The sequence below is a fragment of the Amycolatopsis sp. VS8301801F10 genome (genome assembly GCF_046195355.1).
Lineage (GTDB): Bacteria > Actinomycetota > Actinomycetes > Mycobacteriales > Pseudonocardiaceae > Amycolatopsis.
Genome location: NZ_CP176065.1, coordinates 2,165,488 through 2,188,824 on the forward strand (window position 1 = coordinate 2,165,488; position 23,337 = coordinate 2,188,824).

Here is a 23,337-nt window from a genome sequence, read left to right on the forward strand (position 1 = left end):
GCCCGCCCCGCTGGCGGTGGGCGGGTGGGCGACCGGCGGAAGGCGATGCGACCGGACGACCGAGGCCGCCCTCCTCCGGCCGGGCCCGCCCGCGGAGGTTGCCGGGCGGGCAAAGACCGGGCCGCCGGGGAGTGAGCGGGCAGTCGGCGGCCCGTGCTCTTGTACAATGTTCAGCTGTATTTTCGCAGGTCTGCGTGGTAATAATCGCGTCCGCTTAGCGGATTCTTAGCCATCCGGCGGTCAGCGCGCGTAGGGTCGGCCGCGACGCTGGCGGAGCCCTAGGGGAGGGGCAGGCTGTGAAGCCGGCGACGGGACCGCGGCGGTATGGCGCGGACCTGGGAGAGCCGCCAGGAGCGGTTCGGTGGCGGTTGGCCGGCCGAGATGGGGGTAGGCCGGCCGGCCGCCAGGCTCTATTCGACGTTCGACGTGCAGAGCGCGATCGAGCTGCCGCTGCTCTCGGCGACCTTCTTGCCGTCGACGATGATCTGGCAGCTGATCTGGTTGGTCACGCCCGCGTTCGCGGTGTCCGCGGTGAGCGAGAGGACCGGCCTGCCGCCGTCGTAGGAGGCGTGCCCGTGCCAGTCGTCGGTGCTCGGCGGGGTGGACGCGGTGCGCTGGTCGTTCAGCGTGCCGTAGCGGACGGTCGCGCCGCCTGCCGAGGTCACCACGAAGTCGACCGAATGCTTCTCGCCCGGCTGCGGCGGGATGTGCAGTTCTCCCGCTCGCGCGGTGCCGAACATCGACGGGTACAGCAGCATCGCGCCGCACAGCAGGGCGGCGAGTGCGGAAAGCGTGGTTCCGGTGAGTGCGACACCCAATCCGCGCATTGTGCCCTTGGAGGAAAGTACGATTCCCGCAATTCCCGCGGCGAGGCCGACCCCGGCGAGCGGCCAGGCGAGGAAACCCCAATCCGGGAGGAACGCGACACCGGCCGCGGCCAGTCCGAGCGTGACCGCGAGCCCGCCCGGCCAGTTCGCCTGCCTCCGGGACGGCGCCTGCTGCGGCGGACGGTGCGGACCAGGGCGAGTAGTGGTCCGGCTGTGTCGTGCGGGTGCGGCCGGATACGGCTGCTCGGTCGTCATGCGTGCCTCTTCCGCGTGGGTTGGCGACGACGCTAACGCAGATGCCCGCGAAGTTGGAATAATCGTTATCGACTGACAATGTCATTCATTTACCGCGTCCGGGCAGTCGGGGTCATTTCCCGCCGGATTGCGCGGACCGGTGCCATTTACTGCCCGGAAAAAGAGCGGTGCGGCGATTCCGAACAGCGACCGCGCGCTTACCCGGCGGCGGTCCTGACCTGGTGCCGCGGTCTCCCGCGCGCCATTCACTGGTCGAAAAGACTGACTTCCGGAGTGATCTCGAGAAGTTCGTGCACCGGCCTGCCGCGCCGTCCGTCGATGGTCGTCGTGCGCACCACGCGCAACCGCGCGGTCACCGGGCGATCGAGGTTTTCCTTGATCTGGTCGAGCAGATCCGGGGCGACCGCGCCCTGAATGGTTCCGCCCGATTCCCGCTCCAGGTAGAAAATCCGCCGCCGGGTGCGCACGCCGTCGAGGCGTCCGGTCACCGTCTCGTAGCCGACCGCCTCGCGGGACTCGCGCAGGCTGCCCTGCAGCACCCTGGCCTGTTCGGTGGTCATGCTCCGGGTCACCTGCTCGCCCGCGGTCGGCGTGAGCGCCATGCCGATGCCGGCGTGCTTGCTGACCGCGTTGACGACGTCGCTGACCGCGTTGCGCACCGTGTCGCGCTGCAGCAGCACCGCGTCGAGCGCGCCGTCGTCGGAACCGTTGGCGGGCAGGAAATCGCAGAGTTCCTTCACCGCGCGCTCGGACAGCGTTTCGATGCCGTCGTGGATCAGCGCGTCGTCGACCGCCGGTTCCGGGAAGCCGAAGAAGATCGCGTTGCCCGCCTGTCCTTTTTGGATCAGCGGGGCCTTGTCGCGGTCCGCCTGCTGGACGAAGGTGACCTCGTTCGACGGATTGCGGATGATGTGCCCGATCTTCGCCGTCGCGTCCTGCAGCGCGCGGCTGATGTCGGAGAAGGTGTAGGCGTCGATGTGCGTTTCGCCGATCACCGACACGTGCAGCAGCGGCGCGCGGCAGGTGCGCTCGAACTTCGCGTTCGCCGCCATCGCCGAGGCGCGCGCGAGGTCGTCCAGCCACGTGCCGCCGGGGATCTCGTCGGCGATCCGCCGGAACTCGTTCCTCACCACACCATCTCCGGGATGCCTCTGCCGCCTTCGGCCCACACCGATTCCCACACGTCCTCGTCGCCGGGACGGCACAGGAAGCCGTCGAGCATGCCGCCTACCGGCTGGATCTGGTCGAGGTACATCGCGGGCTGGCCGACGATGATGCCGCGCAGGGTCAGCAGGCCGTACAGCGCGGTGCGGCCGGCGTCGTCAAGCCGCTTCAGCGCGCCCCATTCGTCCGGCAGCAGCACCACGTCGAGCCCGCGCGGCGGATGCGCCGTGCGGGTGACGAACGCGCCGCCGAGCCAGGCCCTCCCGGAGGTGATCACCCGCTGGGCGACCCCGAGGTAGCTGTTGAGCGCGCTGAAGAGGATCTCGCGCTCGTTCTGGTGCGGCGCGTCGTAGACCAGGCGCTCGTAGACGTCGGCGAGGTCGGCGTGATGGCGGCCGGGCGGCAGCAGGTTCTGTGGCGTCCAGTGCGGAAGCGCCATCGGACCTCCTGACGTCGTCCGGGGCCCTCGGCGCCCGCTTACCGTGCGTAGCCGAATCTACCAGGTGGGTGTCAGCCACTGCGTCCAGGTCGCCGGGGCGCGGGTTCGTCGTCGTGCGGCCAGTGCGGACTCCGCTGGTCGTCCTCGGGCCAGCTCAGTTCGCCGGACAGCCTCGGCTCCGGATCGGGCAGCGGATGCCCGGCGGGACCGGGCACCGGATGCCGCTCGTGGTACGGCTCGTCCGGGTCGACTTCCGGATAGTCGTTGTAGACGCGCTCCGGCTGGTCCTCGTAGTGCGGGTACGCGGGTTCCTCGTAGTCCTCGTACGGATTCGCCGGCGGGATGTGCCGGGTCTCCTCGGCCGGGGCCTCGACGGGCGCTGCCGCGGGCCGGTACGGCTCCGGCTCGGCCTCGGCCTTCGGCCGGGAAACGCGCGTGAACAGCCACATGGCCGCCGCCCCGAGCAGGAACGAGACCAGCAGCCACAGCCAGATCTGCCCGAAGAGCCAGAGCATCCGCCATCACCTCTGTTCCACTGTGATCTCGACCCGCCGGTCGCTGTCGCCCCCGTCGTCCGGACCGTTGTCCGAACCAGTGCCCGAACCGCTCGCGCTGGCCACCGCGAGCAAACGGTCGCGCGGCACGTCCTCGCGGATCAGCAACCGGATCACGGCCAGCGCCCGGTTGCGGGAGAGCTTCAGCGCCGCACCGCGCCCGCCCGGACCGTCGGCGACCCGGCCGACGAAGCGGTAGCGGAAGTTGTCCGGGGCGTCCCGCAGCAGCGGCGCGAGATCGCGCGCGGCCTGCTCGCCCTCGTCGGTGAGCTGGGCGGTGTCCGGTTCGAAGGTGATCGGCGCGGCGGCGAGCCTGCGGTCCAGTTCGGCCTGGATCCCGTCGCGGTCGGTCGGCGGCGCGGGCGGCGGGGCGGGCGAACTCGGCGGCGGGCTGGACGGCGGAGCCGTCGACGGTTCGGGCGAGGGCGCGGGCCGCACCGGTCCGGCTCCGCCGGAGGCTTGCGCGGATTCGACCCCGTCGACACCCTGCACGATGCCCAGCGCGCGACCGGCTTCCTCGGCCGGGAAACCCTCGAGGGTCGCCTGCCGTCCGGAGAACTTCACCTCGCCGCCGCGCAGACCGGCCGCGTCGAGCGCGGAGCGGGACCGCGCGGCGAGGTCGTCCTGGATTCCGCTGCCCTGCAGCCAAGTCACGAGGCCCGCGAGCAGGGCCGTGACCACGACCGCGACGGGGATCAAGCGAAGCCACCCTCGTGCACCGGACATAACAGGACCCTATGCCGGGCCGGTCCGGTTGGCGACCTGGTGCGGACCGCCGTTCGGGTGGCTCTCGAAGGAGTGCCGGCACCGGCGGTCACCGGCGCCGGCACTCCTCGATGGAGGAGCGTTCAGGAAGCGGTCGCGTTGCCCCGCACGTCGATGCTGATGCTCGCCGGGTCGTCCGGCACGAGCGGGACGAGCGGAGCCAGCTCCGGGCGCTTCGGCGACAGCCCGTCGCCCATCGACTCGCCGCGCAGCTGACGGCGGATCCACGGCAGCAGGTGCACCTTGGTCCACGTGAGGTCGGACCGCCGCGACGTGATCCAGGTGGCCGGCTCGGTGCTCGGCGGGTACGGCTCGCGCCAGTCCTCGGTGACCGGGACGCCGAGCACCTCGGCGGTGTGCAGCGCGATCCGGCGGTGCGCGTCCGGCGTGAAGTGCAGCCGGTCGTCGCTCCACGCGCGACGGTCGTGCAGCGGCTCCATCGTCCACAGGTCGACCATCTTCGCGCCGTGCCGGGCCGCGATCGCCCACAGATGCGTGTTGTAGATCGCGACCTTGCCGCGCAGCACGCTCATCACCGACAGCGTCTTGGTGTCCGGCCCGTTGAAGATCACCACCGGGATCCCGGCCTCGCGCAGCTTCGCCACGCCCGCCTCGAACCGCTCCGCGATGGCGTCGACGTCCGCGCCCGGCACGATCACGTCGTTGCCGCCCGCGCACAGCGTGACCAGGTCGGGCTTCAGCTCGAGGGCGATCGGGAGCTGCTCGTCCATGATCTCGTCGAGCATCTTGCCGCGCAGCGACAGGTTCGCGTACTGGAACCCCGGCTCGTCGCCGGCCAGGATCTCGGCGAGCCGGTCGGCCCAGCCCCGGAAAGTCCCGTCGCCCCGATGGTCGTTGAGGCCCTCGGTGAAGCTGTCCCCGATGGCTACGTAGCTGTTGATCCCGTACACGCTGGGTTCCCCTTTCCCGCTGGTGCGCGCCTGTTCCCCGTGAAGTCCCGGACCTAGTTGTACACCCCAACTAACAGTCGGATATCCCCGTATCCTTCCCGCCGGACAGGACCGGTTCAGCCGGATGTCACAGTCTCTTACCTTGTCGGGGGTTCGCGCCTCCCTATTACGGCATTTTCACCGGGACGAACCTCACGATCGGCCCCTTACCGGGCGCCATGTGGGGTAGGTCTCCCGGCCTGGGGGTCCGTCGCGAGTTGCGGCAGGCTGGAAGCTGTGACAGACGAGACTGCGAAGGGGCCGGCGCGGGAGTCGCTCACGCAGATCCTCGGCGGGCGGCGCGGCGCGATCGACGCCAGCATCCCGCCGGCCGCGTTCGTCGTCGGCTGGCTCGCTTCCGGCCAGTCGATCGCCTGGGGAGCCGGGGTCGCGATCGGCGTCGCCGTGCTGCTGGGCGCCTACCGGCTGTTCCGCGGCGACAAGGCGCGCGCGGTGGTGGTGAGCCTCGCCGCGGTGGTGATCGCCGCGCTGATCGCGATGCACACCGGCCGGGCCGAGGACTTCTTCCTCCTGCAGCTGTTCTCGAACGCGGCGAGCGCGCTGCTGTTCGCGGCGAGCATCGCGGTCCGCTGGCCGTTGCTCGGCGTGATCGTGGGGTTGCTCCTCGGGCAGAAGACCCGCTGGCGGCGCGATCCGGCCCTGCTGCGCGCGTATTCGTGGGCGAGCGGCGTGTGGGTGCTGCAGTACTTGCTGCGCGTGGTCGTTTACGGACTGCTGTGGTGGACCGGGCAGGTGGTGGCGCTCGGAGTGGCGCGCACGGTGCTCTCCTGGCCGCTGGTGGCCGCGACCGTCGCGGTGAGCGGGTGGGTCCTCTACCGGAGCCTTCCCGCGGAACACCCGGGCCTTCGCCTGGCGAAAGACCCGGGTGCGGGCGAGTCCGGAAACGGACCCGGAAGTTAAGGCGGCCCCCGGCGAGGGGGGAGGGTCCGGGGGCCGGTTCCTACGGTACCCGGACCGGAGGGGTTGAGTCGACGGTTTCGACTCTTCCGCTCAAGTTTTGGTGGCATTCACCCGTCGGGATGGTCTCGGGGTGTCCTCGCCCCACGCCTCGACCGCCGCGAGCCAGGCCGCGCCGAGCACTCCATCGGAGCTGGTCAGAACGGTGAGACCGGCGAATTCGGCCCGCACGCGAGCCCCGACCGGGCTGTTTTCGGCCAGCACGCTGCCCACGAGCACGATCGGAGTTTTTTCTCCCGGCTCGCGCGTGGCGCGGGCGACGCGCACGAGATGCCGGGCGCCCCGGGCGACGATTTCCTCCGCGCCGGGCTCGCCGGCCGCCGCCGCGGCGCTCACCAGCGGCGCGTACCGGGCCAGCCGGACCGGCGGTTCCGCGTTCGCCTTCGTCACCAGTGCCCACATGACCGTGAACCGGTCGGACAGGTCCACTGCGGACGGTCCGAACGCCTCGGCGAGCACCGCCTCGGCCAATCCGTCGAGCGGCCCGTCGCCTTCGAGAGCGGCGAGCGTGGCGCGCACGGCTTCGCGGCCGAGCCAGAATCCGGAGCCCTCGTCGCCGAGCAGCCAGCCGTGCCCGCCCGCGGTGGCGACCATCCGGCGGCCGCGGATGCGCCCGGCGATCGAGCCGGTGCCCGCGACGAGCACGGTGCCGTCCGGTTCGGCCGTCGCGGACGCGTAGGCCACCTCGGCGTCGCCGGTCGTGCGGACCCGGCCGGCGAGTCCGATCCGCTCCCACGCCGCGGTGAACTCCGCGGCGACCGCCGGATCGGACAGCTTGCTCTCGCCTGCCATGCCGACCACGACGCCGAGCACGTCGGTCCGTCCGTCCACTGCGGACTCGATGGCCCCGGCGATCCGGGCCGCCGCTACCGCGGGCGGATGCGAATTCGGGTTCGCGCCCTCCGCGGCCCCGGTGCCGCGGACGACGCCGGCGGCGTCGAGCGCGATCGCTCGCGTCGACGTGCCGCCGGCGTCCACGCCTACTACGAGGCTCACCGGGTCTTGGTCACCTTCAGCAGACCGCGCGGGTTGTCCGGGTTGCCGCCGCGAGCGAGCGACAGACCGAGCGCGATCCGCTGGATCGGCAGGATTTCCAGTACTGGAGCCAATTCCTCGACCGTCGGGGCGACCGGGATGCGCAGCGCGGCGGGCACGTCGTTCGCCGCCGAGCCGACCGCGAGCACGTCCGCGCCGCGTTCGCCGACCGCTTCGAGGACCTCGCGCATGGCCTCGCCGCCGCGGCCGAGGCTGGTGGCGGCGAGCACGGCGGTCTCGCCGTCGACCGCCGCGACCGGGCCGTGCAGCAGGTCCGCGCCGCTGTACGCGCGGGCCGCGAGGTAGCTCGTCTCGGCCAGCTTCAGCGACGCTTCGAGCGCGCTGGCATAGGAGTAGCCGCGGCCGGTGGTGAGAACGCGGTCGACAAAGCGATAACGGTCCACCGCGCGCTGCACGCCTTCGACGGCGCCGTCGAGCGTCTGCTGGGCCAGTTCGCCGATCTTCTCGGCGTCCTCTCCCTTGCCGCCGCGGATCGCGTCGATGAAGAGGTACAGCGCCATCAGCGTCGCGGAGTACGTCTTGGTCGCCGCGACCGCCTTCTCGACGCCGGCCCCGATGTCGATGCCCAGCTCGGAAGCCGCGCGCAGCGGCGAATCCGGGGTGTTGGTGACCGACACGGTCAGCGCGCCCTGCCGCCGCGCGGCCTCGGTGACCTCGATCAGGTCGGGCGAACCGCCGCTCTGGCTGACCGTGATGAAGAGCACGTCGCGCAGGTCCGGGCGAGCGCCGTACAGCGTCGCGGTGGACGGCGAAACGAGGCCGGCCGGCAGGCCGAGGAGTACCTCGATCAGGTATTTCGCGTACAGCGCGCCGTGGTCGCTCGAACCGCGAGCGGCGAGCAGCGCGAACCGCGGCGGGTTCTGTGAGATCTTTTCCGCGACCTCCGCGATGCCGGACCGCCGCTCGACCAGCCCGGCCAGAACGCTGGGCTGCTCCGAGATTTCCGCGGCCATGTGCTCGCCGGGACGTAGTTGGGTCATCACTTTCCTCTCCGCCGGGACGGGGTCCCGGTGTGCTGAGCGGCGTCCGGTCAGGTCTAGACCAATGCTAGCCGGGCGGAGCGGGTCGGGAGAAGGGTACGTTTCCTCACGGGGCCGTGGCGCGTTTAATGTGGGAAGACTGAGGGAGCCGGGCATGCTGGAGACACCCCCCGCGAGCGAGGCGGGGACTGCTGCGCGAGGGCAGCGCGAACCCAAGTACTGGGCGCTGAAGCAGCATCTGCTGGACCTGCTCGACGCTTTGCCGCCGGGATCGCCGATCCCGACCGAGCGGGCGCTGGCGGGAGAGTTCACCGTTTCGCGCACCACCGTGCGCCAGGCGCTGGCGGATCTCACCGCCGAGGGCAGACTGCACCGCGTCCAGGGCAAGGGCACGTTCGCCGCCGAGCCGAAGCTCGCGCAGCGGCTGCAGCTGTCCTCTTATACCGAGGACATGCGCAAGCAGGGCCTGAAGCCGTCGTCCCAGCTGCTGGAACTCGAGGAGCTTCCGGTCGAGGGCGAGATGACGAAGCTGCTGCAGCTGCGCAACGGCGCGAAGATCCTGCGGCTGCGCCGGCTCCGGCTCGCCGACGGCCAGCCGATGGCGCTCGAGACCACGCACCTGCCGCTCGGCCGGTTCCGCGGGCTGCGCAAGCACATCACCGCGGGCGGTTCGCTGTACGCGGTGCTGCGCGAGCATTACGGCGTCGAGCTGGAGCGCGCGGAGGAGACCATCGAGACGTCGCTGGCCGGTCCGCAGGAAGCGGAGATCCTCGGCGCGGACGTCGGCATGCCGGTGATGATGCTGACCCGGCATTCGTTCGCCACCGACGGCAAGCCGGTCGAGTTCGCCCGCGCGGTTTATCGCGGCGACCGGTACAAGTTCGTCACCACGCTGCTTCCCTGACGCGTGCCCGCCGGCATCCGCTGGGGCACGCCCGCGGCTCGCGGCGTGCTCTGGACGACCATCCTCGGTTCGGGGATGGCGATGCTCGACGGCACGATCGTGAACGTCGCGCTGCCCAGGATCGGCGAGGAGCTGGGCGCGTCGGTCGCCGGTCTGCAGTGGATTCTCGACGGCTACCTGCTGGCGCTGGCCGCGTTGATCCTGGTCGCCGGGTCGCTCGGCGACCGCTACGGCAGGCGGCGGGTGTACCTGGCCGGCGTGGTGTGGTTCGGCCTCGCGTCCGGGCTGTGCGCGGCGGCGACGTCGACCGAGCTGCTCGTGCTGTTCCGCGTGCTGCAGGGAATCGGCGGGGCGTTGCTGACGCCGGGGTCGCTGGCGATCCTGCAGTCGTCGTTCTCGCCCGAGGACCGGGCGCGGGCGATCGGCTCGTGGTCCGGGCTCGGCGGGATCGCCGCCGCGGTCGGGCCGTTGCTCGGCGGACTGCTGGTGCAGGCGTGGTCGTGGCGGCTGGCGTTCTTGATCAACCTGCCGCTCGCGGTGGTCGTCGTGCTGATGGCGCGGCGGTTCGTGCCGGAGTCGCGCGATCCCGCGGCGACCGGGCATCCGGACTACGTCGCCGCGGCGGTCGGCGCGCTCGGGCTGGCCGGGGTGACCGGCGCGCTGGTCGAGGCTCCGGTGCGCGGGATCGGCGATCCGGTGGTGCTGGCGGCTTTGGCGGTCGGGGTCGCCGGGCTGGGGCTGTTCCTTTGGCTCCAGCACCGGGCGGCCGAACCGCTCGTGCCGCCTTCGTTGTTCCGCGACCGGACGTTCACGCTGTCGAACGCGCTGACGTTCGTGGTCTACGCGGCGCTCGGCGGCGTGATGATGTTGCTGGTTCTGCAGCTTCAGGTGTCGCTGGGGTACTCGCCGACGCTGGCCGGGCTGGCCGGATTGCCGATCACGGTCATCATGCTGCTGCTCTCCGGCCGGTCGGGCGCGCTGGCGCAGCGGATCGGCCCCCGGCTGCAACTGGTGGCCGGACCGATCGTGGTCGGCATCGGGATGTTGTTGCTGACGCGGGTGGGCCCAGGGTCGTCGTACCTTGGATCGGTGCTGCCCGCGGTGGTGGTCTTCGGACTCGGCCTGGCCACAGTGGTCGCCCCGGTAACCGCGACGGTGCTGGCCGCCGCGCCGGACCGGTACGCCGGGGTCGCGTCCGGGGTCAACAACGCGATCGCCCGATCGGGTGGACTTCTGGCGGTAGCAGTGCTGCCCGCCGCGGCGGGTCTGACCGGGTCGGCCTACCGAGACCCGGCCGCGCTGACCGCCGGATGGCAGACCGCGCTGGTGATCTGCGCGGTGCTGGCGATCGTCGGCGGGCTGATCGCGTTGGGAATTCACAACGGGGTGCTCGGCGCGGTGGAAACGGATGATTCGCCGCATCCAGGGGATTGCCTGCATTGCGGGGTGGAAGGGCCGCCGACGCACGTCCATCCGGGTGGGCGGCGCTGATCTTTCGGCGGACTACGCGGTGCCGCGGGAGCGGGCGACCAGCCGGGTCTCGATGCGCTGCAAGGCCGTGATCAAGGTGCCGATCTCTTCGGTATCCGCGAAGGTCCCGTCGAGCAGGGCGGACCAGGTGTCGCGCAGTCGTTGCAGGTTCTCCGCTGCCTTGGCCGTGGGGTAGAGGCGCACTCGCCGGGCGTCGGCGGGGTCGGCTTCCCGGCGTAGCAGGCCCTTGGTTTCCAGGCCCCGGACCGCCCTGCTGACGTTGCTGGAGATCATCTGCGTGGCCTCGGCCGCGGCGTTGACCGTGGTGCCTGGGTGGCGGTCGACGAATCGCATCACCGCTCCTTCCAGCGGTGTCCCCGACTCGGCGTGTGCCTCCTTGGCGGCGTTGAGGTGCCGGGCCACCGCGAGGATCAGGTCGGCTGCCTCGAAGAGCTGGTCGTCTTTCACCGGGCCAGCGTAGCCGAATACCTATCGTTTGACAGGTATCTGCTCGGCGACGTAGATTTAGCTATCAATTGATAGCTAAGGAGCGGCCATGAAGGGCAAGAGCGCGCTGATCATCGGAGCGTCGCGGGGGCTGGGTTACGCGCTGGCCGCCGAGTTCCTCGGTCGCGGCTGGCAGGTCACCGCGACCGAGCGCACGCCGTCCGCGCTGCGCGAGCTGGTCGGGGCGGCGGTGGAGACCGTGGACATCACGGCGCCCGAGCAGGTCGCGGCGCTGCGCGAAAGGCTGGCCGGATCGGCGTTCGACCTGCTGTTCGTCAACGCCGGGACCAACTACACGACCGACCCCTCGGCGACCCTCGCCGACGTGTCCACCGAGGACTTCACCCACGTCATGGTGACCAACGCGCTGAGCCCGATGCGCGTCGTCGAGACTCTGCAGGATCTGGTTCCCGAGACGGGCACCATCGGCGTGATGTCGTCGGGCCAGGGCAGCGTCGCCGACAACACGAACGGCGGGTTCGAGGTGTACCGGGCGAGCAAGTCCGCGCTGAACCAGCTCATGCGCAGTTTCGCCGCGCGGCACGCCGACGATCCGCGCACGCTGCTGCTCATGGCGCCGGGCTGGGTGAAGACGGACCTCGGCGGGCCCTGGGCGCGGCTGACTGTCGACGAGAGCATCCCCGCGGTCGCCGACACGATCGAGGCGTGGGCGGGCAAGGGCGGGCTGCACTATCTGGACCGGCAGGGCCAGACCGTCAACTGGTGAGCGGCCTCCCAAGTCGCGTTGGGCGCGCCAAACGGCCACGGCGCGGACCGTGCCGGCGGCCGGGGAGTGCCGCTGGCACCGTCCCAACGCGGGGCTAAGCGAGCAGTTCGGCCAGCATCGCCGGGTCGATGTTGCCTCCGGAGACGATCGCGACGGTGCGGCCGCCCGGAAGTTCGTCGGCGTGGTGCAGGTAGGCGGCCGGGGCGGTGGCGCCGCTGGGCTCCGTCACCAGGCGGCCTTGGCGGGCCAGCACCCGGACGGTGTCGCGGATTTCGTCCTCGGTCACCGTGATCACGCCGTCCAGGACGCGCCGCAGGTGCGCGAACGTCAGTTCGGACGGTTGCGCGCGCAGGCCGTCCGCGATGGTGCGGGCGCGGTCGGTGATGGGCCAGTCCACGAGCTCGCCCGCGGCGAGGCTGGCGGCGGTGTCGGCGGCCAGTTCCGGTTCGACGCCGTAGACCTTCGCGTTCGGGCACTTCGCCTTGATCGCGGTGCCGACCCCGGAGGCGAAGCCGCCGCCGCTGACCGGGACCAGCACGGTTTCGACGTCCGGCAGGTCCTCGGCGATCTCCAGCCCGACGGTGCCCTGCCCGGCGATGATGTCCGGGTGGTCGAACGGCGGGATCAGCGTGAGGCCGCGTTCCTCGGCGAGGGCGAGCGCCGCCGATTCCCGTTCCGCGATCGGCACCTCGCGGACCTCCGCGCCCCAGCGGAGGGTGGCTTCGACCTTCAGCCGCGGCGTCACGTCCGGCACCACGATCACCGCCGGAATCCCGAATTCGCGGGCGGCGTACGCGACTGCTTGCGCGTGGTTGCCGCTCGAATACGCGACCACTCCGCGTTCCCGTTCGGCGTCGGTGAGTGCGGCGATCGCGTTGTACGCGCCGCGGATCTTGAACGCGCCGATCGGTTGCAGGCTCTCGGGTTTCACCCAGAATTCGCCGGGAACCCAGAGCTGACGCAGCAGCGGGGTGCGCACCGCGGTGCCCTTCACCCGTCCGGCCGCGGTTTCGATGTCGGAGATCGTCACGAGGTGCATGAGGCGAGTATGTCAGGAAAGTGTGAGCTTTAGTCTATCCATTGTGGACAGTCAACGTGGCGTCCCTCACCTCGGGGCAACGAAGGGAGCACCTCACGCGACTTAACCGTTGAAGAAACAGAGACCAACGGCTGGGAAACGATCAGATCGGAATCATGAGCGAGGAGCAGAAGGAAGCCAAGGAGGACAAGAAGAACCTCCGGATGACCTCGGTGCTCGCCGCGGCGCTCGCGGCGGTCACCGCCGCGTTGCTGGGTTCGACGCTGGGGGTCGCGGGCACCGTCATCGGCGCCGGGGTGGCCAGTGTGGTCAGCACCGTCGGAGGCGAGTTGTACCTGCGTTCTCTGCAACGCACTCGTGATGCTGCTCGGAAGGCTCTCGAGACGGCGGCTCGGCGCAGCCGCAGCGGGCTGTCCCCGGTGCGGGTGCCGGTCGACGCGGTGCGGGAGTCGGCGCCAGGGGACGCGGCGACCGTGCACGTGCCCGCTGATCTGGCGAACATGCCGACGGTTCGGCTGCGGGCTACGGAGCCGGAGCCTGCCGAGGGGCTCGGGGAGAAGCTTCGGAAGATGCGGTGGCCGTTGATCATCGGGTCGTCCGGAGTCGCGTTCGTGGTGGCGTTGGTTGTCTTGCTGGGGCTGGACTGGACTACCCAGGGGAGCGTGTCCACCGGGTTGATTCCTCGGCAGCCGGATACCAGTCAGCAGCGGGAGGATCGGCCGGATCATTCGCCCAGTACTGAGCCGCAGGTTCCTTCTGGGGGTCCGTCTCGGTCGGGGAGTGCGACGTCTTCGCCTGCTACTACGCCTAGTGCTCCGCCGTCTTCTCGGGCGACGCAGCAGACGCAGCCGCCGTCTTCGTCTTCGAAGCCGACTACTTCTTCGCAGGCGCCTAGCGGTAGTCAGACGCCTACTGCGCCTGGGGTGCCTTCTAACGCGAATGAGTAGGCGGCTCGTCGCCCTGGGGGGCGACATTGCCGGTGATTGGTTGCGTGGGGCACCCCGAAGCCCAATTGTGCTGACGGGCGGTGGGTGCTTGTCAAGGCGGGAAAGATGCCTTGACAAGCACCCACCGCCCGCAGGGAGGCTTCGTATCGGGGTGCGGGGGAGGGGCTGGGTGCCTCGCTGTTTGGGTGCAGCGGTGCGGTTTTAGGGCTGGGTGCGGCGGCTGCGGTGTGTTTACGGGAGTTGGGCTCGTAGTGCTTGTGCGGCTGCTTTCGGGTCTTCTGCTTCGGTGATTGCTCGGACTACGACGATGCGGGTGGCGCCTGCTGCCAGTACTTCGGGCAGGCGGGGTTCGTCGATGCCGCCGATGGCGAACCACGGGCGGTTTGTGCCGCTTGCTGCGGTTGCGCGGACCAGGTCAAGGCCTGGGGCGGATCGTCCTGGTTTGGTGGGGGTGGGCCAGCACGGGCCGGTGCAGAAGTAGTCCACTCCTGGTTCCGTTGCGGCTGCGGTGGCTTGCTCCTCCGAATGGGTGGAGCGGCCGATCACTACCTCGTCGCCCAGGACTCGGCGGGCCAGGGGCACCGGGATGTCGTCTTGGCCCAGGTGCAGGACGTCGGCGCCGACTGCCAGCGCTACATCCGCTCGGTCGTTCACCGAGAGCAGCGCTCCGTGGCGGGCGCAGGCTTCTGCCAGGATCTCCAGCGCCGCGATTTCCTGCTTGGCCTCCAGCGGTGCGCCTCCGGTCTTGTCCCGCAGTTGCACGATGTCGACGCCACCGGCCAGCGCGGCGTCGGCGAACTCAGCTAGGTCTCCTCGGGAGGAGCGGGCGTCGGTGCACAGGTACAGCCGGGCGGCGGCTAGCCGGGTGCGAATTTGGTCTCCGGTCAAGGCAGGCATGGCGGTGACGTTACCCGCGCGCTACGGTGTGGGGGTCCGCACGGGAGCCCGAGGCAACGGGCTGAGAGGGAGCTGCCGCTCCGACCGTGGAACCTGATCCGGGTCATGCCGGCGCAGGGAGCGTGATTCCACTGTGAACACCAGCACCACAACCGTCACTGTCGTCGGCGGCGGCGTCATCGGGCTGTCCGCGGCTTGGCGCGCGGCCGCTCGCGGATGGCGCGTCACGGTCGTCGACCCGGAACCCGTGCGCGGCGGCGCGTCCTGGCTCGCCGGCGGGATGCTCGCGCCGGTCACCGAGGCGTGGCCGGGCGAGGAAGCCGTGCTCAGCCTGGGGGAAGCGGCGCTGCGGCGCTGGCCCGGCTTCGCGAGCGACCTCGCCGCCGAAGGCACCGATCCCGGGCTCGCCGAGCACGGCACGATCGTCGTCGGGTTCGACAGCGCCGACGCCGGGCACCTCGACATCCTCGCTGGCTATCTGCGTTCGCTCGGCCGCGACGTCGAGACGCTCACCGGACGCGAGGCGAAGCGGCTCGCGCCGGGGCTCGGCGCGGTGCGCAGCGGCTTGCACGTGCCGGGCGATTTAGCCGTGGACAACCGGAAACTGCTCACTGCGTTGAGCGAAGCGGCTACGAAGCGTGGGGTCGAGTTCCGGCGCGAGCGGTTGCAGAGCCTCTCCGAAGTGTCCGGTCCGGTGATCCTCGCCGCCGGCGCGTGGACCGGACAGCTGCATCCGTTGCTGGAGCACGCCGTACGCCCGCTGAAGGGCGAGATTCTGCGGCTGCGTCCGCGTCGCGGGTGTCTGCCGCCTCCGCCGTACACGGTGCGCGCGATGGTCGAAGGACGGCCGATCTATCTGGTACCGCGAAAAGACGGCGAACTGGTCCTTGGCGCGACGCAGTACGAAGCCGGTTTCGACCAGGCTGTCACCGCGCGCGGCGTACGCGAGTTGCTGGAAGGCGCGGAGCGGATCCTGCCCGGCATCACGGAGTACGAGCTGGTGGAGGTCGCCGCCGGACTGCGGGCCGCGAGCCGGGACGCTTTGCCGTACCTCGGCGAAGTGAGCGAAGGCGTGTACGCGGCGACAGGACACCACCGCAACGGTTTGCTGATGGCGCCCGCGACTGCGGACGCCGTGGTCGCGTGGCTGGCCGGCGAAGCCCCGCCGCCGGAGGTCGCCGCGGCGACGCCCGCCCGTCTGGAAAAGGAGCGAGTCTGATGGAGATCAAGGTCAACGGCGAATGGCGGGAATTCCCCGACGACAGCACCGTTTCCGCGGTCCTCGACGCGCTGGGCGCGGAACGCCGGGGCGTGGCCGTCGCGGTCAACGGCGAGGTCGTTCGGCGTGGCGAATGGGAAGAAGCGGTCGTGCCGAAGGGCGCGCAGCTCGAAGTGCTGACCGCGGTTCAAGGAGGTTGAGCATGGACGACCTGATCATCGGCGAGCACAAGCTGTCGTCGCGGCTGATCATCGGCACCGGTGGCGCGGCGAATCTCGAAGTGCTGGAACGAGCGCTCGTCGCGTCGGGCACCCAGCTCACCACCGTGGCGATGCGCCGCGCCGACGCCGAGGGCGGTTCGGGCGTGCTGGAGTTGTTGCGGCGCTTGGACATCGAGCTGCTGCCCAACACCGCGGGCTGCCGGACCGCGGCCGAGGCCGTGCTCACCGCCCAGCTGGCCCGCGAGGCGCTGGAAACGAACCTGGTCAAACTCGAGGTGCACGCCGACGACCGCACCCTGCTGCCCGACCCGCTGGAGACCCTCGAAGCAGCCGAACGCCTGGTGGCGGACGGGTTCACGGTGTTCGTGTACACCAACGACGACCCGGTGCTCGCCCTCCGCCTGGAGGAGGCGGGCTGCGCCGCGGTGATGCCGCTCGGCGCCCCGATCGGCACTGGGCTGGGCATCCGGAACCCGCACAACATCGAGCTGATCGTCTCGCGCGCGTCGGTGCCGATCGTGCTGGACGCGGGGATCGGCACGGCCTCGGACGCGACGCTGGCGATGGAACTCGGCTGCTCGGCGGTGCTGCTGTCGACCGCGGTCACCCGCGCAGCGGATCCGGAGCGGATGGCGCTGGCGATGCGAAGCGCGGTGGAGGCCGGGTACCTGGCACGGGGTGCGGGGCGGGTGCCGCAGCGGTTCTGGGCGCAGGCGTCGAGCCCGCCTCGGTGAGCTACGCCTCGACGACGATTTTGCCGCGCACACCGCCGTTTTCCAGCGCGCGGTGTGCTTCGGCGATATCGGCGAACGGAAACACCCGATCCACCAGCGGCCGCACCAACCCCGCGTCGACCCACCGGCTCAGGTCAGCGAGCAGATCCGCCTTCGGGTTCCCGCTGAACGCCCGCACCCAGCGGGCAGGGCGCAGCGAGTTCGCCGCCAGGTAGCCGAGCGTGCGGGCCGGATGGGCGAGGTCGAACGCGATCGCGACCATCCGCCCGCGCGGGGTCAGCAGCCGCCGGAACGCGCCTAGGTCCCGGCCGACGGTGTCGAGGATGACGTCGAACTTCCCCAGGTCCCCCGGATCGCGGTAGTCGAGCGCGACGTCCGCGCCGAGTTCCCTTGCCAGCTCCAGGTTTTTGGCGCTCGCCAGCCCGGTCACGTGCGCGCCCATCGCTTTGCCGAGCTGGGTGGCCACGAAGCCGACCCCGCCGGTCGCGCCGCGGATCAGCAGGCGTTCGCCGGGTTTGAGCCTGGCCTTGTCGCGCAGCGCGGTGATCGCGGTGGTACCCGCCAGCAGCGACGCCGCCTGCGCGGGATCGAGCCCGGCAGGCACGTGGTCCAGCCGATCCGCGGCCATCGCGTAGTACTCGGCGGCGGTGCCCATCCGCCGCCCGACGCCCCAGACGAGATCGCCGGCGGCGAACCGGCTCGTTCCGGGCGCGGCGACCTCGCCGACCAGGTCCAGGCCGACCCGCTTGGGAAAACGCTTGCCGCTGAACGGAAGCAGCTTCCCGGACCGCATGGCGAGTTCGCCGCCGTTGACCGACAGCGCGCGCACCCGGACCAGGACTTCGCCGGGGCCGGGCACCGGTGCCGGGACCTTCACCTCGTGCAGGACTTCCGGCGGTCCGTAACGGTCGTAGACGATGGCGTTCATCGAAGTGGAAGGCATGTTCCACTTCTAGCACGGAAAGTGGAAAGGGTCTTCCGATTCGCCTAAAGTGAGAGAGTGCCGGAAAAATCGACTCGGTTGCGCACCGACGCCGCCCACAATCGCGCGCAGATCCTCGAGGTCGCCGAACGCACCTTCGAGACCGAGGGCCTGGACGTGTCGATGAGCGAGCTGGCGCGCCGTGCCGGTCTCGGCGTGGCCACCGTGTACCGGCATTTCCCGACCAAAGCCGACCTGATCGCCGAAGCCTTCGCCGAGCCGATGGCCGAATGCGCGAGCATGCTCGACGAGGCGCTCGCCGACCCCGATCCGTGGCGCGGCTTTTGCCGGGTGATCGAGGAAGTGTGCGCGATGCAGGCGCGCAACCACGGTTTCTCCGCCGCGATCGTGACCGCGCTGCCGGATCAGGCCGCCTTCGGACAGCTGCGGGACCGGGCGTTGCGGGCGTTCGCCGAGCTGATCCGCCGGGCGCAGGAAGCCGGTGCGCTGCGCGCCGACTTCGCGGTTTCCGACCTGTCGCTGATCTTGCTGGCGAACGGCGGCCTGCGGGCGGGCGCGGGAGCCGCGGCACCGGCGGCGTCGCGTCGGCTCGCCGGCTTTCTGCTGCAGTCGTTCCGGGCCGAGGCGGCCGCGCCGCTGCCGCCGCCCGCGGAGCTTCCGCTCGACGTTTCAGTGCTCTGAATGGGCGGCCAAGCTGCACAAATCGGCGGGTTATGGTGATTTCTCCCGCGCTTGACACGGATTGAGCACGGGCACGCCGTATGGTTGACGGCACCCTTTCCGGCGCACCCAGCGGCGGGCACCAGCGTCAGAAGGAGCCGATCGTGACTCTTTCCTCGGTCCAGGACGTAACGGGCCGGTTGTATCTCGCGGTGGGGCGGCTTTCCCGCTCGCTGCGCCAGGCCGGCGCGCCCGGACCTGGACACGGGTCCATCTCCGCGCTGGCCACGCTCGTCCACTTCGGCGAGCTGCGCCTCGGCGACCTCGCCGCGAAGGAAGGCGTCGCGGCGGCCACTATGTCGCGCATCGTGGCCACGCTGGTGGAGGCCGGTTACGTCACCCGCGAATCCGACCCGGTCGACCGGCGCGCCTGGCTGGCCCGCGCCACCGAGGAAGGCGAACGCCTCGTCTCCGGCGTCCGGTCCACCCGGGTGCAGGAACTGAACCGCCGCCTCGACCGGCTCACGCCCGAGGCCCGGGAGTCGATCATCGCCGCGCTGCCCGCGCTGGAAGCCCTGATCTCCGACGAGGGCTAGCGCTCCTCGGGGGCGAGCCGCCAGAACGCGGAGACGGGGCCGACTTTCGCGCCCATCGGGTAGGAGTGTTCGACGGCCTGGGAGACGAACCATTTGCCGTAGCGCGCCGCCTCGACCACGGACATCCCCTTGGCCAGCCCCGCGGTCAGCGCGGACGCCATCGTGTCGCCAGCCCCGTGGGTGTGCGGCGTCTGCCAGCGCGGGCCAGGCAGTTCCACGAACGTCGAACCGTCGAAAAGCAGGTCGACGCATTCCGGGTCGGACTGCAGGTGGCCGCTCTTCACGAGCACGTACTTCGGGCCCAGCTGGTGCAGCACGACGGCCGCGGTGTGCATGCCTTCGCGGTCGGTCACGGTCATGCCGGTGAGCAGCCGCACCTCGTCCAGGTTCGGGGTGAGCACGGTGGCGCGCGGCAGGAGTTGGTCGCGCAGCGCGGCGAGGCCGTTGTCGTCGAACAGCGACTGGCCGGTCATCGCCGCGGCCACCGGGTCGACCACGAACGGGATAGCGCCGTCGCGTCCGATTCCGGCCTTGTCGCAGGCCGCCGCGACGGCGTGGATGATCTCCGCGGACGCGAGCATGCCGGTCTTCGCCGCGCCGACGCCCATGTCCTCCGCGACCGCCTGGATCTGCCCGGCGACGATGTGCGGCGGCAGGTCGGCGCGGTCGTGCACGCCGAGCGTGTTCTGGACGGTGACCGCGGTGACCGCGACCAGGCCGTGCACCCCGCAGGTGAGGAAGGTCCGCAGGTCCGCCTGCAGTCCGGCGGCCCCGCCGGAATCCGATCCGGCGATGGTGAGCGCGGACGGCGGGCTCGGGTTCTCAGTCATGGGCGCGTTCCGGCTTCTGGTCTGGTCCTGGCGGCTGTCGTTCCTGCACAGTCCACCACGATGGCACACCCGGTGTTCGCGCTGGTCCCTCGCGCGGCTAAAACCGCGGCGGCGGCTTCAGCACCGACATCCGGTATTGGTACACCGCTTGCGCTTCGGCGATCCCCGGCCGCGGCGTGACGCCCGACTTGCGGATCGTTTTGACCGCCGAAGCGGTGCGGTGCTCGGCGACCAGGCCGTCGACCTCATGCTGCACCTCAAGCGGCAGTCGCGCCCACAACGCTTCCGGTGACTCGCTCATCCAGCCAGTGTCGCATCGGCGAGCCGCCAGAAGGGGGAAACCGGGCCGACTCCGGCACCGAGCGGATACGCCTCCTGGACGCAGCGTTCGATGAACCGTTTCGCCTCCGCGACCGCGGTGGGCACGTCCGCGCCCTTCGCGAGCGACGAGGTGATCGCCGACGCCATGGTGTCGCCGCCGCCGTGGGTGTTTTCGGTCTCGATGCGCGGCCCGCTCAGCTCGATCACCGCTGAACCGTCGGTGAGCAGGTCGACGCAGTCGGCGGCGTCGTAGAGGTGCCCGCCCTTGACCAGAACCCACTGGGAACCGAACTCCAGCAACGCTTCCGCGGCTGCGTGCTGGCTCTTCGCGTCGGTAACGCGGACACCGGTCAGCAGCCGGACCTCGTCGAGGTTCGGCGTGATGAGGGTGGCGCGTGGGAACAGTTCCGTCCGGATCGCTCCCAGTGCTTCTTCGCGCAACAGCGCGTGTCCGGTCATCGACGCGGCCACCGGGTCGACCACGAACGGCGTGTCCGTGGCACGTCCAATGTGGACTTCGTCCAGTGTTTTCGCTACCGCCTGAATGATTTCCGCGGTGGCGAGCATGCCGGTCTTCGCCGCGTTGACGCCCATGTCCTCGGCGACCGCTTTGATCTGCGCGGTGACGACGTCGACCGGAATCTCGGAAAACCCTTGTACGCCAAGCGAATTCTGCACGGTGACCGCGGTGAGCGCGACCAGCCCGTGCACGCCGTTGGCGAAAAACGTGCGCAGGTCCGCTTGCACGCCCGCACCACCGCCGGAATCGGATCCGGCGATGGTGAGGGCGGTGCGAGGCGTGCTTGTCACTGGTTGACCACGGGCAGGTAGACCTTGTTGCCCTGCTCGGAAAACTCCGCGGACTTCTCGGCCATGCCCGCCTCGATCGCCTCCACAGAGGACAGACCGTGTTCCTCGGCGTACTTGCGCACGTCCTGGGTGATCCGCATCGAGCAGAACTTCGGCCCGCACATCGAGCAGAAATGCGCGGTCTTCGCCGGTTCCGCGGGCAGCGTTTCGTCGTGGAAGGAGCGCGCGGTGTCCGGGTCGAGCGACAGGTTGAACTGGTCGTTCCACCGGAATTCGAAGCGGGCCTTGGACAATTCGTCGTCCCAGTCCTGCGCGTACTGGTGGCCCTTGGCCAGGTCGGCGGCGTGCGCGGCGATCTTGTAGGTGATCACGCCGGTCTTCACGTCGTCGCGGTTGGGCAGGCCGAGGTGTTCCTTCGGCGTGACGTAGCACAGCATCGCCGTGCCGTACCAGCCGATCTGCGCCGCCCCGATCGCCGAGGTGATGTGGTCGTAGGCCGGAGCGATGTCGGTGGCGAGCGGGCCGAGCGTGTAGAACGGGGCCTCGCCGGTGAGCTTTTCCTCCAGCTCCACGTTTTCCTTGATCTTGTGCATCGGCACGTGGCCGGGGCCTTCGATCATCACCTGCACGTCGTGCTCGCGCGCGATGTGCGTCAGCTCGCCGAGGGTTTCCAGCTCGGCGAACTGGGCGCGGTCGTTGGCGTCCGCGATCGAGCCGGGACGCAGGCCGTCGCCGAGGGAGAACGTGACGTCGTACTCGCGCAGGATCTCGCACAGCTCGGAGAAATGCGTGTACAGGAAGGATTCCTTGTGGTGCGCGAGGCACCAGGCGGCCATGATCGACCCGCCGCGGCTGACGATGCCGGTGACCCGGCGCGCGGTGAGCGGGATGTAGCGCAGCAGCACGCCGGCGTGCACCGTCATGTAGTCGACGCCCTGCTCGCACTGCTCGATCACGGTGTCGCGGTAGATTTCCCAGGTGAGCTTTTCCGGCTCCCCGTTGACCTTTTCCAGCGCCTGGTAGATCGGCACGGTGCCGACCGGGACCGGCGAATTGCGCACGATCCACTCGCGCGTTTCGTGGATCCGCTTGCCGGTGGAGAGGTCCATGATCGTGTCGGCTCCCCAGCGGGTGGCCCACACCATCTTGTCGACCTCTTCCTCCACAGAGGACCAGACGGCCGAATTTCCCATGTTGGCGTTGATCTTCACCAGGAAGTTCTTGCCGATGATCATCGGCTCGGTCTCCGGATGCTTGCGGTTGACCGGAATCACCGCGCGCCCGCGGGCGACCTCGTCCCGCACGAACTCCGGAGTACAGCGTTCGCGCGCGGCGATGAACTCCATTTCCCGGGTGATCACCCCGGCTTTCGCCCAGCCGAGCTGGGTGTTGTGCTCCCGCCCGTCGGCCCAGCCGGACCGCAGCGGGTGTAGTCCATTGTGGACATCGATGTTCGCGTCCGGATCGGTGTAGGGGCCGGACGTGTCGTACACGTCGAAATGCTCCCCGTTCGACAGGTCGATCCGCCGCGCCGGAACCCGCAGCCCGGATTCGGTGCGGTGATAGACCTTCCGCGAGCCGGTGATCGGCCCGGTGGTGACGGACGGGGCGATGGCACCCTGGTTTTCCAGCGTCGTCAACGACGTTCACTCCCTACGCCGGCATTACCCGGTCAGGTTCATGCGGTCGGTGACGCCGGGTGTCCGCGAGATGGACACCAGTCACCCTCTCAGCCCGCCAAGGCGCGAGCTCCCGCGTTGCATTCGGTTGAGGTTGCTCGTCCGACGATGCCATGGAGCCTCGGGTCGGCACAACCCTCCCGCCCGTCTGGCCGAAGGACGCCGAAGGCCTCCCCGGTGATTCCGAGGAGGCCTTCGGCGAATTCGGCGCGGGTCAGGCGTCCGCGGGTTCCTTCGGCGGCAGCCAGGTCAGGCCGGGCACGCCCCACTTGTTCTTCTTGAGCATCTTCTTCGCCGCGCGCGCGTGGCGGCCGACGAGCCGGTCCAGGTAAATGAACCCGTCGAGGTGATCGGTCTCATGCTGGAGGCAGCGCGCGAAGTAGCCGGTGCCCTCGACCTCGATCGGGTTGCCCTCGACGTCGAAGCCGGTCACCTTCGCCCATTTGGCGCGTCCGGTCGGGTACGACTCGCCGGGGGCGGACAGGCAGCCCTCCCAGTCGTCGTCCGGGTCCGGCATGGTCTCCGGGATCTCGGAGGTCTCCAGCCTCGGGTTGACCACCACGCCCTTGTGCTCGACGCCCTCGTCATCCGGGCAGTCGTATACGAACACTCGCAGGTCGAGCCCGATCTGGTTGGCCGCGAGGCCCACGCCCTCGGCCGCGTACATGGTCTCGAACATGTCCTCGACGAGGGTGGCGAGCTTGTCGTCGAACTCGGTGATCTCGCGCGTGGGCTGGTGCAGCACGGGTTCGCCGGCGATGCAGATGGGGTGGACGGTCACGGACGCCGAGTTTAGTCGGACCCTTCTGGTACACCTGGATCGGACCGTGACGCGCCGTGTCGGATGCCCATGTCGAGCATGGGT

At 70.1% G+C, this 23,337-nt stretch carries 27 protein-coding genes and 2 riboswitches; of the genes, 10 read left to right on the plus strand and 17 right to left on the minus strand.

The window, feature by feature from the left end:
- Positions 1 to 410: 410 nt before the first annotated feature.
- The 6 genes from F9C11_RS10470 to F9C11_RS10495 form a co-directional block, all read right to left on the minus strand.
- A complete protein-coding gene (locus F9C11_RS10470) occupies positions 411 to 1,082 on the minus strand; it encodes a hypothetical protein (protein ID WP_409184670.1) in 672 nt (223 codons plus the stop codon).
- Positions 1,083 to 1,327: 245 nt separating this feature from the next.
- On the minus strand, positions 1,328 to 2,212 hold the full coding sequence (locus F9C11_RS10475) for a hypothetical protein (RefSeq protein ID WP_067580198.1): 885 nt from the start codon (positions 2,210 to 2,212) through the stop codon (positions 1,328 to 1,330).
- Complete coding sequence (locus tag F9C11_RS10480; protein WP_409184671.1) at positions 2,209 to 2,685, minus strand: DUF6932 family protein; 477 nt, start codon at positions 2,683 to 2,685, stop codon at positions 2,209 to 2,211. Before F9C11_RS10480 ends, F9C11_RS10475 begins: the two co-directional genes overlap by 4 nt.
- A 71-nt stretch (positions 2,686 to 2,756) precedes the next feature.
- A complete protein-coding gene (locus F9C11_RS10485) occupies positions 2,757 to 3,200 on the minus strand; it encodes a LapA family protein (RefSeq protein ID WP_409184672.1) in 444 nt (147 codons plus the stop codon).
- A 6-nt stretch (positions 3,201 to 3,206) separates the two neighbouring features.
- Entirely contained in the window at positions 3,207 to 3,938 is a 732-nt protein-coding gene (locus F9C11_RS10490) for an OmpA family protein (protein ID WP_409184673.1), read from the minus strand.
- A 149-nt stretch (positions 3,939 to 4,087) separates the two neighbouring features.
- Complete coding sequence (locus F9C11_RS10495; RefSeq protein WP_409184674.1) at positions 4,088 to 4,915, minus strand: SGNH/GDSL hydrolase family protein; 828 nt, start codon at positions 4,913 to 4,915, stop codon at positions 4,088 to 4,090.
- 276 nt (positions 4,916 to 5,191) lie between these two features.
- Here F9C11_RS10495 and F9C11_RS10500 point away from each other — a divergent pair, with 276 nt between their 5' ends.
- Positions 5,192 to 5,875, plus strand: coding sequence for a DUF3159 domain-containing protein (locus tag F9C11_RS10500; protein WP_409184675.1), 684 nt, complete (start codon positions 5,192 to 5,194; stop codon positions 5,873 to 5,875).
- 90 nt (positions 5,876 to 5,965) lie between these two features.
- On the opposite strand, the gene F9C11_RS10505 is transcribed toward F9C11_RS10500, so the two are convergent.
- Together F9C11_RS10505 and F9C11_RS10510 are read right to left on the minus strand one after the other, a co-directional pair.
- Positions 5,966 to 6,928: an N-acetylglucosamine kinase gene (locus tag F9C11_RS10505; RefSeq protein ID WP_409184676.1), complete on the minus strand. Its 963-nt coding sequence runs from the start codon at positions 6,926 to 6,928 to the stop codon at positions 5,966 to 5,968.
- On the minus strand, positions 6,925 to 7,968 hold the full coding sequence (locus F9C11_RS10510) for an SIS domain-containing protein (protein WP_409184677.1): 1,044 nt from the start codon (positions 7,966 to 7,968) through the stop codon (positions 6,925 to 6,927). Before F9C11_RS10510 ends, F9C11_RS10505 begins: the two co-directional genes overlap by 4 nt.
- A gap of 154 nt (positions 7,969 to 8,122) precedes the next feature.
- Between F9C11_RS10510 and F9C11_RS10515 the strand changes: the two genes are divergently transcribed.
- Both F9C11_RS10515 and F9C11_RS10520 read left to right on the plus strand, forming a co-directional pair.
- On the plus strand, positions 8,123 to 8,872 hold the full coding sequence (locus F9C11_RS10515) for a GntR family transcriptional regulator (protein ID WP_009084055.1): 750 nt from the start codon (positions 8,123 to 8,125) through the stop codon (positions 8,870 to 8,872).
- 3 nt (positions 8,873 to 8,875) lie between these two features.
- On the plus strand, positions 8,876 to 10,363 hold the full coding sequence (locus F9C11_RS10520; protein WP_409184678.1) for an MFS transporter: 1,488 nt from the start codon (positions 8,876 to 8,878) through the stop codon (positions 10,361 to 10,363).
- Between the two features lie 12 nt (positions 10,364 to 10,375).
- Here F9C11_RS10520 and F9C11_RS10525 read toward each other — a convergent pair whose 3' ends face one another.
- A complete protein-coding gene (locus tag F9C11_RS10525) occupies positions 10,376 to 10,810 on the minus strand; it encodes a MarR family winged helix-turn-helix transcriptional regulator (protein WP_409184679.1) in 435 nt (144 codons plus the stop codon).
- An 88-nt stretch (positions 10,811 to 10,898) separates the two neighbouring features.
- On the opposite strand from F9C11_RS10525, the gene F9C11_RS10530 reads away from it, so the two are divergent.
- Entirely contained in the window at positions 10,899 to 11,576 is a 678-nt protein-coding gene (locus F9C11_RS10530; RefSeq protein WP_409184680.1) for an SDR family NAD(P)-dependent oxidoreductase, read from the plus strand.
- 94 nt (positions 11,577 to 11,670) lie between these two features.
- On the opposite strand, the gene F9C11_RS10535 is transcribed toward F9C11_RS10530, so the two are convergent.
- Positions 11,671 to 12,615: a threonine/serine dehydratase gene (locus F9C11_RS10535; RefSeq protein WP_409184681.1), complete on the minus strand. Its 945-nt coding sequence runs from the start codon at positions 12,613 to 12,615 to the stop codon at positions 11,671 to 11,673.
- A gap of 155 nt (positions 12,616 to 12,770) precedes the next feature.
- Between F9C11_RS10535 and F9C11_RS10540 the strand changes: the two genes are divergently transcribed.
- Positions 12,771 to 13,562 (plus strand): hypothetical protein, encoded by a 792-nt coding sequence (locus F9C11_RS10540; RefSeq protein WP_409184682.1) that lies wholly within the window; start codon positions 12,771 to 12,773, stop codon positions 13,560 to 13,562.
- A 231-nt stretch (positions 13,563 to 13,793) separates the two neighbouring features.
- On the opposite strand, the gene thiE is transcribed toward F9C11_RS10540, so the two are convergent.
- Positions 13,794 to 14,459, minus strand: coding sequence for a thiamine phosphate synthase (gene thiE / locus F9C11_RS10545; protein WP_409184683.1), 666 nt, complete (start codon positions 14,457 to 14,459; stop codon positions 13,794 to 13,796).
- A 30-nt stretch (positions 14,460 to 14,489) separates the two neighbouring features.
- Positions 14,490 to 14,596: riboswitch (TPP riboswitch) on the plus strand.
- Between thiE and thiO the strand changes: the two genes are divergently transcribed.
- From thiO to F9C11_RS10560, 3 genes are all read left to right on the plus strand, one after another.
- A complete protein-coding gene (gene thiO, locus F9C11_RS10550) occupies positions 14,593 to 15,678 on the plus strand; it encodes a glycine oxidase ThiO (RefSeq protein ID WP_409184684.1) in 1,086 nt (361 codons plus the stop codon). (Overlaps the previous riboswitch by 4 nt.)
- Entirely contained in the window at positions 15,678 to 15,878 is a 201-nt protein-coding gene (gene thiS, locus F9C11_RS10555; RefSeq protein WP_037361904.1) for a sulfur carrier protein ThiS, read from the plus strand. The genes thiO and thiS overlap by 1 nt, the downstream gene beginning before the upstream one ends.
- Positions 15,879 to 15,880: 2 nt before the next feature.
- Complete coding sequence (locus F9C11_RS10560; RefSeq protein ID WP_009084036.1) at positions 15,881 to 16,633, plus strand: thiazole synthase; 753 nt, start codon at positions 15,881 to 15,883, stop codon at positions 16,631 to 16,633.
- Position 16,634: 1 nt separating this feature from the next.
- On the opposite strand, the gene F9C11_RS10565 is transcribed toward F9C11_RS10560, so the two are convergent.
- Complete coding sequence (locus F9C11_RS10565; RefSeq protein ID WP_409184685.1) at positions 16,635 to 17,576, minus strand: NAD(P)-dependent alcohol dehydrogenase; 942 nt, start codon at positions 17,574 to 17,576, stop codon at positions 16,635 to 16,637.
- A 57-nt stretch (positions 17,577 to 17,633) separates the two neighbouring features.
- Here F9C11_RS10565 and F9C11_RS10570 point away from each other — a divergent pair, with 57 nt between their 5' ends.
- Positions 17,634 to 18,257 carry a TetR/AcrR family transcriptional regulator gene (locus F9C11_RS10570; RefSeq protein WP_409184686.1) on the plus strand — a complete coding sequence of 208 codons (624 nt, stop codon included), beginning with the start codon at positions 17,634 to 17,636 and terminating at the stop codon, positions 18,255 to 18,257.
- Positions 18,258 to 18,400: 143 nt separating this feature from the next.
- Positions 18,401 to 18,832 (plus strand): MarR family winged helix-turn-helix transcriptional regulator, encoded by a 432-nt coding sequence (locus tag F9C11_RS10575; protein ID WP_037718524.1) that lies wholly within the window; start codon positions 18,401 to 18,403, stop codon positions 18,830 to 18,832.
- On the opposite strand, the gene thiD (F9C11_RS10580) is transcribed toward F9C11_RS10575, so the two are convergent.
- From thiD (F9C11_RS10580) to F9C11_RS10600, 5 genes are all read right to left on the minus strand, one after another.
- Complete coding sequence (thiD, locus tag F9C11_RS10580; protein WP_409184687.1) at positions 18,829 to 19,662, minus strand: bifunctional hydroxymethylpyrimidine kinase/phosphomethylpyrimidine kinase; 834 nt, start codon at positions 19,660 to 19,662, stop codon at positions 18,829 to 18,831. The two genes, F9C11_RS10575 and thiD (F9C11_RS10580), sit on opposite strands and share 4 nt — an antisense overlap.
- 97 nt (positions 19,663 to 19,759) lie before the next feature.
- Complete coding sequence (locus F9C11_RS10585) at positions 19,760 to 19,963, minus strand: hypothetical protein (RefSeq protein WP_409184688.1); 204 nt, start codon at positions 19,961 to 19,963, stop codon at positions 19,760 to 19,762.
- Positions 19,960 to 20,793: a bifunctional hydroxymethylpyrimidine kinase/phosphomethylpyrimidine kinase gene (thiD, locus tag F9C11_RS10590; RefSeq protein ID WP_409184689.1), complete on the minus strand. Its 834-nt coding sequence runs from the start codon at positions 20,791 to 20,793 to the stop codon at positions 19,960 to 19,962. The genes F9C11_RS10585 and thiD (F9C11_RS10590) overlap by 4 nt, the downstream gene beginning before the upstream one ends.
- Positions 20,790 to 22,433, minus strand: a complete 1,644-nt coding sequence (gene thiC, locus F9C11_RS10595) for a phosphomethylpyrimidine synthase ThiC (RefSeq protein WP_409184690.1) — start codon at positions 22,431 to 22,433, stop codon at positions 20,790 to 20,792. The genes thiD (F9C11_RS10590) and thiC overlap by 4 nt, the downstream gene beginning before the upstream one ends.
- A riboswitch (TPP riboswitch) is annotated at positions 22,427 to 22,559 on the minus strand. (Overlaps the previous gene by 7 nt.)
- Before the next feature lie 127 nt (positions 22,560 to 22,686).
- Complete coding sequence (locus F9C11_RS10600; protein ID WP_409184691.1) at positions 22,687 to 23,253, minus strand: peptide deformylase; 567 nt, start codon at positions 23,251 to 23,253, stop codon at positions 22,687 to 22,689.
- Positions 23,254 to 23,337 lie beyond the last annotated feature (84 nt).